This window comes from Pseudomonas sp. M2 (assembly GCF_015751845.1).
Lineage (GTDB): Bacteria > Pseudomonadota > Gammaproteobacteria > Pseudomonadales > Pseudomonadaceae > Aquipseudomonas > Aquipseudomonas putida_E.
In genome coordinates this window covers 2,552,977-2,566,449 of record NZ_JADOUD010000001.1, presented here as the reverse complement: position 1 = coordinate 2,566,449, position 13,473 = coordinate 2,552,977, and the positions used below count along the sequence as shown (strand labels likewise).

Below are 13,473 nucleotides of genomic sequence, written 5' to 3'. Positions count from 1 at the left end.
AGTACCGGCCTCTTCGCGGGTTTACCCGCGACGGCGCGGCACAGTCACCCTATCACTCTGTTGTATACCCATGCCCCCTATTCCCCATATCGTCCAGCGCGTCATCGAACTGCTCAAACGCTACCCCGGCATCATCGCGCTCGGCGGTTTCCTCTCCGGTATCGGCAGCTTCATTCTGGTCGACCGCCAGGCCAGCCTGGCCAGCTGGGTCGCCATTCTCATGCTGGTGAGCTGGATCTGGCTGATGCTGGAGAACACCCTGACAGGCCTGTTCGCCCGCACCTTCAAACGGGAAATTCCTCAGCCGCTGCTGCGCTACGCGACGCAGATGATCCACCAGGAAAGCCTGTTCTTCGTACTGCCGTTCTTTTTCATCACCACCACCTGGAACAGTGGCCAACTGGTATTCACCGGCCTGCTCGGTGCCGCCGGGCTGGTCTCGATCATCGACCCGCTGTACTACAAGTGGCTGGCACCGCGGCGCTGGCTGTTCATGGCGCTGCACACCCTCACCCTGTTCGCCGCGCTGTTGACAGCCCTGCCGATCATCCTGCACCTGACCACCGCGCAAAGCTTCAAGCTGGCACTGGTTGCGGCCATGGTGCTGTCGTTCCCGAGCCTGGCCAGCAGTTTCCCGATCAACACCTGGCGGCGCGGCGTGGCGCTGGTACTGGTGACCCTGGCGGTCGGCGGGGGCGGTTGGTTACTGCGCTCGTGGGTCCCACCGGCCACCCTGTGGATGACCGAAGTGGCGGTCAGCACAGAGGTATTGAACCGCCAGCCCGGCGAATCGCTGGATGAAGTTGCCGCCAGCCGCATTCGCAGCAGCGGCCTGTATGCCTACACCGCCATCAACGCACCGCGCGGCCTCAACGAGCGCATCTACCATGTGTGGCAGAAGGACGGCAAGGAAGTGGACCGTATCGCCCTGGATATCCATGGCGGGCGCAAGGAAGGCTACCGTGCGTGGACCCACAAGCAGAACTTCCCGCCAAACCCCGCAGGTAAATGGCAGGTGCGCGTACTGACCGAAGATGGCCAAGTGATCGGTGTGCTGCGCTTCAAGGTGGTAGACGACGCGCCGGCGAAGTAAGCGCTCCTGTGGGGGCCGGCTTGCCGGCGATTGGGCCGCAACGCGGCCCCAACAGCACTCAGCACATTTCAACAAACCCCGCCATGCCTGCTGCGCTATGATCAGCCTCTACGCCTGTCAGATGCATGGAGCCTATGACCACCCCCAGCGCCACTCTGGACACCAGCAGCCAACCGGCCTGCCTGCGCATTGCCGGTGACTGGACCCTGGCCCACTACGCCAGCCTCAAGCGCGACAGCGAACACCTGCGCACCCAATACGGCGCCGACGCCGTAGCCGATCTCAGCCAACTGGGCCAGCTCGATACCGCCGGTGCCTCGCTACTGGCTGAGCTGCTGGGCTCTGAGCGCCTGTCGCACTGCACTCAACAGCTGCCCGCTGCCAGCCGCGCCCTGCTCAAGAACGTCTACTGCTCGGTTCAGGACTACTGCATCCCGGTAAAGGAACCCGAGCGCCCTGTGCTGCTCCTGCTGCTGGAGCGCATCGGCCGCGCGGTCAATACGTTGTGGCAAGACACCCTGCAGTTGCTCGGCTTCATCGGCCTGATCCTGGAGACCCTGCTGCGCCGGGCCTTGCAACCGCATCGCTGGCGGCTCACCCCGGTTGTCTCGCATATCGAGCAGACAGGTCTGGACGCCGCGCCTATCGTCGCGTTGCTGACGTTTCTAGTGGGCGCGGTGGTCGCCTTCCTCGGGGCGACCGTGCTGGCCGATTTCGGCGCATCCGTGTTCACGGTGGATCTGGTGGCGTTCTCGTTCCTGCGCGAATTCGCCGTGTTGCTGACTGCCATCCTGATGGCCGGCCGCACAGCCAGCGCCTTCACTGCCCAGATCGGCTCGATGAAGGCCAACGAGGAGATCGACGCCATCCGTACCCTGGGCCTGAACCCGATCGAACTGCTGGTCGTACCCCGGGTGCTGGCACTGCTGATCTCGCTGCCGCTGCTGACCTTCGTCGCGATGATCTGCGGCATCGTCGGCGGTGCTGTGGTGTGCGCGCTTTCACTGGATATTTCGCCGGCCATGTTCCTCTCGCTGCTGCAAAGCGATATTGGCGTGCAGCACTTTCTCGTCGGCCTGGCCAAGGCACCTTTCTTCGCTTTCCTGATCGCGGCCATTGGCTGCCTGGAAGGCTTCAAGGTCAGCGGCAGCGCTGAATCGGTAGGCGCCCATACCACCTCCAGCGTGGTTCAGTCGATCTTCGTGGTCATCGTGCTCGACGCAGTGGCTGCGCTGTTCTGCATGGAGATGGGCTGGTGAGTACCCCGGAAGCAGTGATCCAGGCGCGGGGCATCTGCAACCGCTTCGGCAGCCAGAGCGTGCACGAAAACCTCGATCTGGACCTTTACCGCGGTGAAATCCTGGCCGTGGTTGGCGGTTCGGGCAGCGGCAAGTCGGTGCTGTTACGCAGCATCATAGGGCTACGGCTGCCGAATGAAGGCCAGATCAAAGTGTTTGGCCAGAACCTGGCCGGCCTGCATGAAGAGCAACGCTCATTGGTCGAACGGCGCTTTGGCGTGTTGTTTCAGAAGGGTGCGCTGTTCTCCTCGCTGACCGTCACCGAGAACGTCGCATTGCCACTGATCGAGCATGCAGGCCTGTCGCGCGCCGATGCAGAGCACCTGGCCGGGGTGAAGCTGGCCTTGGCCGGCCTGCCGATTTCGGCCGCAGACAAATACCCCTCTTCACTGTCCGGCGGCATGATCAAGCGCGCCGCACTTGCCCGCGCACTGGCCCTGGACCCGGACATCCTGTTCCTTGACGAACCCACTGCCGGCCTCGACCCGATCGGCGCCGCCGCCTTCGACCAACTGATCCTCACCCTGCGCGACGCCCTGGGCCTGAGCGTGTTCCTCATCACCCACGATCTGGACACGCTCTACACCATCACTGACCGCATCGCGGTACTGTCGCAGAAGAAGGTGCTGGTGGCAGGCCCGCTGGCCCAAGTCGAACAGACCGACGACCCGTGGATTCACGATTACTTTCACGGCCCACGCGGACGGGCGGCTGAACAGGCCGCCAACCGTGCCGGGCAGGAGCGCTGAACGATGGAAACCCGAGCTCATCACGTCCTCATCGGCCTGGTCACCGTGCTGGTGGTGGCCGGTGCCATGCTGTTTGGCCTGTGGCTGACCAAGTCCAGCGTCGACGACGCCTTCAAGGACTACGAAGTGATCTTCAACGAAGCCGTCTCCGGGCTGTCCCGCGGCAGCCCCGTGCAATACAACGGCATCAAGGTCGGTGACGTGACCAGCCTGCGCCTGGACCCCAAGGACCCGCGCCGGGTGCTGGCCCGGGTTCGCCTGAGCGGCGATACCCCGGTCAAGGAAGACACCCAGGCGAAACTGACCCTCGCCGGCGTCACCGGCAACTCGTTCATCCAGCTCAGCGGCGGCACTCCGAAAAGCCCAGAGCTCAAGGGCAAAGACGGCAAGTTACCCGTGATAATCGCCTCGCCCTCCCCCATCTCGCAGCTACTCAATGACAGCAGCGACCTGGTCACCAACATCAACCTGCTGCTGCACAATGCGAACCAGATGTTCTCGGAAAACAATATCGACCGCCTGAGCAACACCCTGGCCAATCTGGAACAGACCACCAGTGCGTTCGCCAACCACAAAGGCGGCATTTCCCAGGCCATAGAACAGCTGGCCCAGGTCGGCAAACAGGCCAACGCCACGCTGGCCGAAACCCAAGCGCTGATGCGCAATGCCAACAGCCTGCTCGGCACCCAGGGCAAACAGGCCATCGGCAGCGCCGAGCAGGCCATGCAATCGCTGGCCGCCAGCACTGCGACCATCAACAGCCTGCTCAATGATAACCGCCAGTCCATCGACGACGGCGCGCAAGGCCTCAACCAGCTGACACCGGCCATCCGCGAACTGCGTGAAACCCTCAACTCACTCAAGGGCATTTCCCGACGCCTGGAAGCCGACCCGAGCGGCTACCTGCTTGGCCGCGACAACAACAAGGAGTTCCAGCCATGAAGCTGTCGCTGCGCCTGCTGGCCCTGACGGCCGCGCTGAGCCTGTCTGCCGCCTGCTCGATCCTGCCCCAGAGCGAGCCTGTGGATATCTACCGGCTGCCGGTCAACCAGGCCAGCCACAGCGCGACCCCGGTGCCATGGTCGTTACGCTTGAACAAGCCGCTGGCAAGCGAAGTGCTGGCCGGGCCACGCATCGCTGTGATCCCCAAGGGCGATGTGGTCAGCAGCTACAAAGGCGCCCGCTGGAGCGACCCGGTGCCGTTGCTGTTACGCAACCGCCTGCTCGATGGCTTCCAGCGCGACGGGCGTGTACAGCGTCTGAGCGCCGACGACAGCAACCTGCAGGCCGACTATGAACTGGCCGGTGAACTGCAGGCATTTCAGAGCGAGTACCGGCCAACCGGTACGGTGGAGGTGGTGATCCGCTATGACGCGCGTCTGGTTCACGGGCGCAGCCAGCGAATCCTTGCCAGCAAGCGTTTCGAGGTGCGTCAGCTGCTGGCAGATACGCAGGTTTCGGCCGTGGTGGCCGGCTTCGGCATGGCCAACGATCAACTCGCCGCGCAGGTGGTGAACTGGACCGTCGCGCAAAGCGCTCAGGCTCAGGCAAAGAACCAATAGCAGACCAGGATGGCCGCAATGACACCGGACAGTTCGGCCAGCAAGGCGCAACCTACGGCATGGCGCACGCGCTGGATGCCGACAGCACCGAAATACACCGCCAGCACGTAGAACGTGGTTTCGGTGCTGCCCTGAACGGTAGCGGCTACCAGTGCCGGGAAGCTGTCCACGCCGTGGGTCTGCATGGTCTCGATCAGCATCGCCCGCGCCGCACTGCCGGAGAACGGCTTGACCAATGCGGTCGGCAGGCCCTCGACGAAGCGGGTGTCCATACCCATCCAACTTACCGCGTGACGAATGCCATCCAATGCCAGCTCAAGGGCCCCGGAGGCGCGCAGCACACCAACGGCTACCAGCATGGCCACCAGGTAGGGCAGCAGGCTCTTGGCCACGTCGAACCCTTCCTTGGCGCCTTCGACAAAGGCCTCATACACCTTCACCCGCTTCAGCGCACCGATCACCAGGAACAGCATGATCACACCAAACAGCGTGAGGTTGCCCAGGACAGACGACAGGCTGGCCAGCGCAGCAGCCGACAGGGTACCGAGGAAGGCCATGAAGCCGCCCAGCAGCAGAGCACCCGGGATCATGTAGGCCAGCACCACCGGGTCCCACAGGCGCAAGCGCTGCATCACCGCCACCGACAGCAGACCGACCAGGGTCGAAACGCTGGTCGCCAGCAGGATCGGCAGGAACACCAGGGTCGGGTCAGTAGCGCCTTGCTGGGCGCGGTACATGAAGATGGTGACCGGCAGCAGGGTCAGCGATGAGGCATTGAGCACCAGAAACAGGATTTGCGCGTTGCTCGCGGTGGTGCTGCTGGGGTTGAGCTCCTGCAGGGCGCGCATGGCTTTCAGGCCGATCGGCGTAGCGGCGTTGTCCAGGCCCAGGCCGTTGGCAGCAAAGTTCATGGTGATCAGGCCCAGTGCCGGGTGGCCGGGTGGCACTTGCGGCATCAGCCGGGCGAACAGCGGGCCGAGCACTTTGGCCAGCCATTCCACGATACCGGCCTTTTCCGCGATCTTGAGGAAACCCAGCCAGAGGGTAAGGGTGCCGAACAGCAGGATCATGACTTCGACCGACAGCTTGGCCATGGCGAAGATGCTCTCGACCATCGCGGCGAAAATGCCGGCGTTGCCGCCCACCAGCCATTGGGCCAGGGCCGATACGGCCGCCACCAGGAAAAAGCCAAGCCAAAGGCCGTTGAGCATCCGTGTGTTCCCCCTGAAAAGTGCCTGAATGATAACGCACCAACGGCTGCTTTAGCCTGCGCTGGCCACATCGCAGGTTCGCTGGCGATGAGGCCCTTACAGACAGCAAAAAGCCCCGAATGAATCGGGGCTCAATGTTCAACGCGTCAGGTTCAGCGCTTGGCGGTCTCGCCAACCAGCGCCGCTTCCTTCTTGTCCGCAATCAGCGAGGCGTAGTATTGCTCGCCCTTGGCGGCGTCGTACATGCCTTCCCAACGAGCGATCACCAGGGCAGCCAAGGCATTGCCGACCACGTTCAGAGCGGTACGCGCCATGTCCATGATGCGGTCGACACCTGCGATGAAGGCCAGGCCTTCCAGCGGGATGCCTACGCTGCCCAAGGTTGCCAGCAGGACCACGAACGATACGCCCGGCACACCGGCAATACCCTTGGAGGTCACCATCAGGGTCAGCACCAGCAGCAATTGCTGGCTCCAGGACAGGTCAATGCCGTACAGCTGGGCGATGAAGATCGCCGCGATGCTCTGGTACAGGGTCGAGCCGTCGAGGTTGAACGAGTAACCGGTCGGTACCACGAACGAGCAGATCGACTTCGGCGCACCGTACTTTTCCATCTTCTCGATGACACGCGGCAGCACGGTTTCGGAGCTGGACGTGGAGTAGGCCAGGATCAGCTCATCTTTCATGATGCGCATGATCTTGATTACCGAGAAGCCAAAGATGCGTGCGACAAGGCCCAGCACCATGAAGGCGAAGAAGGCGATGGCGAAGTACACCAGCAGCACCAGCTTGGCCAGCGGCAGCAGCGAGCTGAAACCGAAGTTGGCGACCGTCACGGCGATCAGGGCGAATACGCCGATCGGGGCGTAGTTCATGATCATGTGGGTGACCTTGAACATGGTCTCCGACACGCCCTGGAAGGTACGCACCAGTGGTTCACGCAGGTCGGCCTGCAGGCTCGACAGGCCCAGGCCGAACAGCACCGAGAAGAAGATGATCGGCAGCATCTCGCCACGCATCAGCGCCGCGAAGATGTTCGACGGGATCAGGTTCAGCAGGGTCTCGATGAACGCATGCTCATGCTGCACCTCGGCGGCGGTCGCCTGGTACTTGGAGATGTCGACGGTGCCCAGGGTGCTCATGTCGATGCCGGCGCCCGGGTGGAACAGGTTTGCCAGCACCAGGCCGACAACGATGGCGATGGTTGTCACCACCTCGAAGTAGATGATGGTCTTCAGGCCGATGCTGCCCAGTTTCTTCGCGTCGCCAACCCCGGCGATGCCCACGATCAGCGACGAAATCACGATCGGGACGACGATCATCTTGATCAGGCGAATGAAGATGTCACCGGCGGGCTGGAGAACGTTGCTGATCCACCATGCCTTTTCTGCACTGAAATGATTCAGTAGCGCGCCGATTGCAACGCCCAGGACCAGACCGATGACGATCTGCCAGGCGAGGCTCAATTTTGCCTTCTTCATGTCTTTACCCTTTGTTCTAGTGATCACGGGCACCGACCGGAAAAGCACGTAACAGAGCCGTTGGCAACGTCACGGGCATCGTACAGCTTCCGTCCGGAGGCCTCATGTAAGGACACCGCAAGCGAGCGACAGGGCGCTCGGGCCAGCGAAAAGGCGGCAACTATTGCGATGGGCAAGGACGAAATCTAATGCCGGAAGCGCATACCCCATGCCGATACGGCATACAACAATGCGTCAAAATGAGGCATTCGCAAGTCATTGATTTATAACGTTCGGAAACCCGAACACGACCAAACCGCCAGATCTCGGCTGATTTGGCAGTACGCAAAAGAGGACATTGATGGCCTGTTCGACAATCCGAATGGCCGAAATGACACCTGACAACGGCAGCGTTGAGCGAAAAAAAATTGATGTGCGGTCAAGACAAAATGTGTCTCAGCAGGAAAAAGCTGAAAGGGAGATGTTGAAATGAAGATGGCATCTCGGAAGTCAGGCCAGCTCTATGTGGGAAAACTCACTGCTGACCTGAACCTCCGATTTTGCCTTGCCTGACCCGGCCCATTGCTGGAGGCACTCCCTGTACCCCTAGGCCACTCCGATCCTGCAACAATCAGAACAGCCCGGCCCCTTGGTCATGTGCGGCCCCTCCTCGGGGCAGCGCATCATAGAAGCGAGAACTATAGAAAGGTTCCACTTCTATTACGTGACAGTGCGCGACCAATCGTCCCTGACACTCAGTACCAGTTCGGGTCACGCTTGAGCTGCTCCTTCAGCATCGCCTGCATGCCTTCATCCGGCTCACCCAGCCAACGATACTGCGCATGGCGGGTTGGGGCCTTGTCACTCGGCAGGCCCTCGGGTACCTCCACCAGCATCCCGTAGGCATCGTCCTTGTCCCAGCTGAACGCTACGATCAGGCGTTTGTAGGTGCAGTTGTCCTTGGACTCACACAGCGGTCCGACCAGATATTTGTCACCATCCTCGGTCACCGCGGACATCTGCTGCTGCGCACTGCCCGTCAGGTTGATCACCCAGTCGGGCAGGCGTTCCTCGCCTTTGATCGCGTCCTGCCAGGTCTCCCGGTACTCAGGGTCAGAGCCGAGCAACTTGTCGGCGCTGACCTGGCCATCATTGGCCGCCATCGCCGCTGCGCTACCACCCAACAGCAGAGCGGCAGCTACGGCGTTGCAAAGCTTCCTGCTCATCGTCAACCTCGACCACGTCCAAAGAAGAAGGAGGCTACGAACAGGACCAGGAAGACAATGAACAGGATCTTCGCGATACCCGTGGCAGCGCCGGCGATACCACCGAAGCCGAGTACGGCGGCGACAATGGCGATGATGAGGAAAGTGATAGCCCAACTCAGCATGATGCTTCTCCTTTCTTTTTTGAAATCGATCCGGTCGGTGTCGAAACCGCAGCGCCTTAGAACACCCAGCGTTGCTGGGGCACGACTTTTTCGACTGTGGCCGGCGAGGTGTTGGCCGAAGGCAGCTTTTGCGCTGCCCTCACCAATGTGTTGGCACGTGTAGCCTGGATTTGCGCCAGCAGCGCAGTCTGCGCCGCAACCTGCTCAGTGAGTCGCGCGGTCTGCCAGCTGTAGTAAAAAAGGCCTGCGGCCAAAGCCAGCAGCAACGCCATCCCCAGTATCAGGAACTGGCGCAGTGGCAGTGCGGCGATCTGCGAACGGTTGACGGATTGGCGGTTCATGCCGGCTTCTCCTGCTGTAATTTTTCTATTCAAACCTGAACAGGTAATTGCAGCCTGCGTGCCAGTGGCTCGATTTCTAATAAATCCTTATAAATCAGATACTTATACAAACACATGATTGGGCCTGAGGACGTATCCTGCACGATGCCCGTCTTGGCGTCGTGCGTATTGCACGATTCATCCTTCAACCTTGGTCGCCACCTTGAGCAGATCGGCATCCACCCCACGTACGCCAATGATTTGCCGCGCGATCTCAACGGCGATGGTTTTCTGCTCGCTGCTGACCACCTCACCCGACAGCCGCACCATGCCGCCCTCACTGGCAACCTTGATGTTCAGGCCATCAAGGTTGCGGCTGAAGCGGAAGCTGTTCTGGATCTTGTCGATCACCCAACTGTCACTTGGCTGCGGCCCGGTGGACACGCCCACCGGCGTTTCGCGAGCCTGGGCCATGGCTGCGGAATCCAGACTGACCAGGTTGTTGACCAGGTACACACCGTCAGTGGTCCGCGCCACCACCCCAGCCAGTTCCTTGGCTTCAGCGCTGTCGACCTTGCCGCGCAGGGTGATCACACCTTCACTGCTCTGTACCTCGATAGGCGCCTTCTGCGTCGTACGGCTCCACAGCAGACGGGCACGAATGACGGCAGCCAGGGTTGCATCCTCAAGACGCTGAGCGTAAGCCCGCAATTCGAGCGGGCGCTCGACCAGCCCGGCGTTGACCTGCAACTGGTTATCGACCTGCTCGATGCCTCGAGTCGCCTGTGCGACGTGTTCGGCCAGCTGGCGCTCAACCTCATTCTCGACCTCACCCGTCAGGCGTGCCCGCTGGCCATCCACCTCGACCTCAATGCGAAACGGGTTGAGCATGCGGTTGAGTGCCAGCGCAGTCTGTAGGGAGCCCTCCAGGCGGGCATCCTGAACCGGGTCGGCAAACGCTGGGGTGCAAATGGATAACAGGCTGGCCGTCAACACAGCCGTTCGAGTGGTAAAAGGCATGACCGCACTCCTTCTGTAGGCTAAATCCACAAATCATCGCAACCAATGTGCCACCTCAATGCTCTAAGGCAATCATTGAGATATCGCGGGTTCACGGCATTCTTTGGCCATTGGCTAGCATGCATAGGACAGAATCCTTCAGAATTGACCATGCAACTTGCCCGATTTTTCCCACACTAAATGAAGATCTTTCCCAAAGGAGCGCTGGAAATGGAATCAGCCCAGGACAACCAAGGCCGTATTCTGCTTGTGGATGACGAGTCCGCGATCCTGCGCACCTTCCGCTACTGCCTCGAAGATGAGGGCTACAGCGTGGCCACCGCCAACAGTGCCGCGCAGGCTGAAGCCTTGCTCCAGCGCCAGGTGTTCGACCTGTGCTTCCTCGACCTGCGTCTGGGTGAAGACAACGGCCTGGATGTGCTGGCACAGATGCGCATCCAGGCACCGTGGATGCGGGTGGTGATCGTCACCGCGCATTCGGCCATCGACACTGCGGTCGATGCGATCCAGGCCGGTGCCGCCGACTACCTGGTCAAACCCTGCAGCCCCGACCAGTTGCGCCTGGCCACAGCCAAACAGCTGGAAGTCCGCCAATTGTCGGCACGCCTGGAGGCGCTCGAAGGTGAAGTGCGCAAGCCCAAAGACGGCCTGGACTCGCATAGCCCGGCAATGATGGCCGTGCTGGAAACCGCACGTCAGGTAGCCACCACCGACGCCAACATCCTCATTCTTGGCGAATCGGGAACCGGCAAGGGCGAACTGGCCCGCGCCATTCACAGCTGGAGCAAGCGTGCACGCAAGGCCTGCGTGACCATCAACTGCCCGTCGCTGAACGCCGAGCTGATGGAGAGCGAATTGTTCGGCCACACCCGCGGCGCATTCACTGGCGCCAGTGAAAGCACGCTGGGCCGGGTCAACCAGGCCGATGGCGGCACGCTGTTCCTCGACGAGATCGGCGATTTTCCCCTGACATTGCAACCCAAGTTACTGCGTTTCATCCAGGATAAAGAGTATGAGCGGGTAGGCGACCCTGTCACCCGACGCGCCGATGTGCGCATCCTCGCGGCGACCAACCTGAACCTGGAAGAAATGGTCCGCGAAAGCCGCTTCCGTGAAGACCTGCTCTACCGCCTGAACGTCATCACCCTGCACCTGCCGCCCCTGCGCGAGCGCAGTGAGGACATCCTTACCCTGGCCGATCGCTTCCTCGCCCGTTTCGTCAAGGAGTACGCGCGCCCTGCCCGCGGCTTCAGCGACGAAGCCCGCGCCGCGCTGCTCAATTACCGTTGGCCTGGCAATATCCGCGAACTGCGCAACGTGGTCGAACGCGCCAGCATCATCTGCCCACAGGACCGCGTGGAGATCATTCACTTGGGTATGGGCGAGCAACCTGCCGGCAGCGCTCCCCGGGTTGGTGCGGCGCTGAGCCTGGATGAACTGGAGCGTGCCCACATCGGCGCCGTGCTGGCAGCCAGTGACACACTGGACCAGGCCGCCAAGACCTTGGGTATCGATGCCTCGACCCTGTACCGCAAGCGTAAGCAGTACAACCTATGAAATGGCCGATGAAGCTGCGTACGCGGCTTTTCCTCAGCATTTCAGCGCTGATCACAGTCGCTCTGCTGGGCCTGATGCTAGGTTTGGTCAGCGTGTTGCAAATGACTGCCGCGCAGCAAGCTTCGGTGAGCAATACCACCCATGTCCTGGAAATAGGCTTGAAGCTTCGGCAGAACCTGGGCGAGCAACTGATGCTCATCCTCGATGCGCAAACTTCGCCTCAGAGCCTGCGAGCGCTGCAAGACAATTTCCAGGACCTGCTTGACCAAGGGCTTGCACAAGGCGGTGAACGTACCGGCTTCAACAAGGCCAGCAGCAACTATCAGGCCTTCCTGAGTGCCTATCGCCAAAGCCCTGCACCGGCAAACAGCATGGGTGCCGACCAGCCACTGGGCGCCGCGTTCAACCAAGTGCGCACCGACCTGATCGATTCGCACAAGCTTGCCATCGATTACATCACTCGCAGCGAACAACTGTCCCGCGACCGCGCTTTACTGGTCAGTGGTGTACTCGGCCTGACGGGCTTGGTGGTGCTGATGCTCGGCTTCTTTACCGCACACAACATCGCCCGCCGCTTCGGGCAACCCATCGAAGCCCTGGCCAAGGCCGCAGATCAACTCGGCCAAGGTAACTTCGATGTCACGTTGCCCGTCAGCCAAGCCATAGAAGTCAACCAGCTGACCCGCCGCTTCGGGCTGATGGCCGAGGCGCTGCGCAAGCACCAGGAGACCAACGTCGATGAACTGCTGGCTGGCCAACAACGCCTGCAGGCTGTGCTCGACAGCATCGACGATGGCCTGCTGATCATCGACCGCCAAGGCAACCTGGAGCATCTCAACCCGGTCGCCCAGCGCCAGCTCGGCTGGAGCAACAACCGCCTGGGCAGCCCCTTGGCAGAGGCACTGCAGCGCCCAGAACTGGAGCAACAGCTGCGCCAGGTGCTGCGCGGCGGTAGCCTGGACCGCCCACCTGAGGACCTGAGTATCGAGGTTGATGAAGAGTCACGCCTGCTGTCCTACAGCCTGACCCCGGTCAGCCACCCGCAAGGACCGATTCTCGGTGCCGTGATGGTGCTGCACGATGTGACCGAGCAGCGCGCTTTCGAGCGTGTGCGTAGCGAGTTCGTACTGCGCGCCTCCCACGAACTGCGTACGCCGGTCACCGGCATGCACATGGCCTTCGGCCTGCTGCGAGAGCGCGTGAAGTTTCCACCTGAGGCGCGTGAGAATGACCTGTTGGAGACCATCGGCGAGGAAATGCAGCGCCTGACCCAACTGATCAACGACCTGTTGAATTTTTCACGCTACCAGAGCGGGCTGCAAAAACTCGAACTCGCCCCCTGTGCCATCGACGAACTGCTCGAACGTGCCCAGGTACGGTTCAGCGAGCAGGCATCAGTCAAGCAGATCGAGCTGATCAAGGCGCTGGAGCCGCCGCTGCCTCGGATCCAGGCCGACATCGCCCAACTGGATCGTGTGCTCGACAACCTGCTGCACAACGCCATTCGGCATACCGGCAGCGGGGGGCGAATTCGCCTGCATGCGCGACGCCACGCGGAGCGCGTCATCATCAGCGTCGAGGACAATGGCGAAGGCATTGCCTACGGACAGCAGGGGCGCATTTTCGAACCCTTTGTACAGGTAGGGCGCAAGAAGGGCGGGGCCGGGCTGGGGCTGGCATTGTGCAAGGAAATCGTGCAATTGCACGGCGGCCGCATGGGCGTCTTCTCCCGGCCCGGGCAGGGAACACAGTTCTACATGGCTCTTCCGGTGTGATTTCTTGACCTGCAGAGGTCGTTGAGGCAACGCCTTGC

Annotated in this window: 13 protein-coding genes; 7 read left to right on the top strand and 6 right to left on the bottom strand. The window is 61.5% G+C overall.

Annotated elements, in window-relative coordinates; genetic code table 11:
- Positions 1-70 precede the first annotated feature (70 nt).
- The 5 genes from IWW33_RS11960 (at position 71) to IWW33_RS11940 (ending at position 4,702) form a co-directional block, all read left to right on the top strand.
- The gene (locus IWW33_RS11960; RefSeq protein ID WP_046786722.1) at positions 71-1,093 is read left to right on the top strand and encodes a DUF5924 family protein; all 1,023 of its coding nucleotides are present in this window, start codon (positions 71-73) and stop codon (positions 1,091-1,093) included.
- 125 nt (positions 1,094-1,218) lie between these two features.
- Positions 1,219-2,352 carry an MlaE family lipid ABC transporter permease subunit gene (locus IWW33_RS11955; RefSeq protein WP_174142395.1) on the top strand — a complete coding sequence of 378 codons (1,134 nt, stop codon included), beginning with the start codon at positions 1,219-1,221 and terminating at the stop codon, positions 2,350-2,352.
- Entirely contained in the window at positions 2,349-3,140 is a 792-nt protein-coding gene (locus tag IWW33_RS11950) for an ABC transporter ATP-binding protein (RefSeq protein ID WP_115273168.1), read from the top strand. The genes IWW33_RS11955 and IWW33_RS11950 overlap by 4 nt, the downstream gene beginning before the upstream one ends.
- 3 nt (positions 3,141-3,143) lie before the next feature.
- Positions 3,144-4,082, top strand: a complete 939-nt coding sequence (locus IWW33_RS11945; protein WP_046786725.1) for an MlaD family protein — start codon at positions 3,144-3,146, stop codon at positions 4,080-4,082.
- On the top strand, positions 4,079-4,702 hold the full coding sequence (locus tag IWW33_RS11940; RefSeq protein ID WP_119687971.1) for an ABC-type transport auxiliary lipoprotein family protein: 624 nt from the start codon (positions 4,079-4,081) through the stop codon (positions 4,700-4,702). The genes IWW33_RS11945 and IWW33_RS11940 overlap by 4 nt, the downstream gene beginning before the upstream one ends.
- Here IWW33_RS11940 and IWW33_RS11935 read toward each other — a convergent pair.
- The 6 genes from IWW33_RS11935 to IWW33_RS11910 all read right to left on the bottom strand — a co-directional run bounded on the left by IWW33_RS11935 (position 4,684) and on the right by IWW33_RS11910 (position 10,103).
- A complete protein-coding gene (locus tag IWW33_RS11935) occupies positions 4,684-5,913 on the bottom strand; it encodes a spore maturation protein (protein WP_012316842.1) in 1,230 nt (409 codons plus the stop codon). The genes IWW33_RS11940 and IWW33_RS11935 overlap by 19 nt on opposite strands.
- 152 nt (positions 5,914-6,065) lie before the next feature.
- Complete coding sequence (gltP, locus tag IWW33_RS11930; protein ID WP_046786728.1) at positions 6,066-7,394, bottom strand: glutamate/aspartate:proton symporter GltP; 1,329 nt, start codon at positions 7,392-7,394, stop codon at positions 6,066-6,068.
- A gap of 734 nt (positions 7,395-8,128) precedes the next feature.
- Positions 8,129-8,599 (bottom strand): inhibitor of vertebrate lysozyme family protein, encoded by a 471-nt coding sequence (locus tag IWW33_RS11925; protein WP_046786729.1) that lies wholly within the window; start codon positions 8,597-8,599, stop codon positions 8,129-8,131.
- A 2-nt stretch (positions 8,600-8,601) separates the two neighbouring features.
- Positions 8,602-8,763: a DUF1328 domain-containing protein gene (locus tag IWW33_RS11920; RefSeq protein WP_003252966.1), complete on the bottom strand. Its 162-nt coding sequence runs from the start codon at positions 8,761-8,763 to the stop codon at positions 8,602-8,604.
- 56 nt (positions 8,764-8,819) lie between these two features.
- Entirely contained in the window at positions 8,820-9,104 is a 285-nt protein-coding gene (locus IWW33_RS11915) for a hypothetical protein (RefSeq protein ID WP_046786730.1), read from the bottom strand.
- 177 nt (positions 9,105-9,281) lie between these two features.
- Entirely contained in the window at positions 9,282-10,103 is an 822-nt protein-coding gene (locus IWW33_RS11910) for a BON domain-containing protein (protein WP_125924268.1), read from the bottom strand.
- Between the two features lie 210 nt (positions 10,104-10,313).
- Between IWW33_RS11910 and algB the strand changes: the two genes are divergently transcribed.
- Together algB and IWW33_RS11900 are read left to right on the top strand one after the other, a co-directional pair.
- Complete coding sequence (gene algB, locus IWW33_RS11905; RefSeq protein ID WP_046786732.1) at positions 10,314-11,660, top strand: sigma-54-dependent response regulator transcription factor AlgB; 1,347 nt, start codon at positions 10,314-10,316, stop codon at positions 11,658-11,660.
- Positions 11,657-13,435 carry a KinB sensor domain-containing domain gene (locus IWW33_RS11900; protein ID WP_115273172.1) on the top strand — a complete coding sequence of 593 codons (1,779 nt, stop codon included), beginning with the start codon at positions 11,657-11,659 and terminating at the stop codon, positions 13,433-13,435. The genes algB and IWW33_RS11900 overlap by 4 nt, the downstream gene beginning before the upstream one ends.
- Positions 13,436-13,473: the final 38 nt, after the last annotated feature.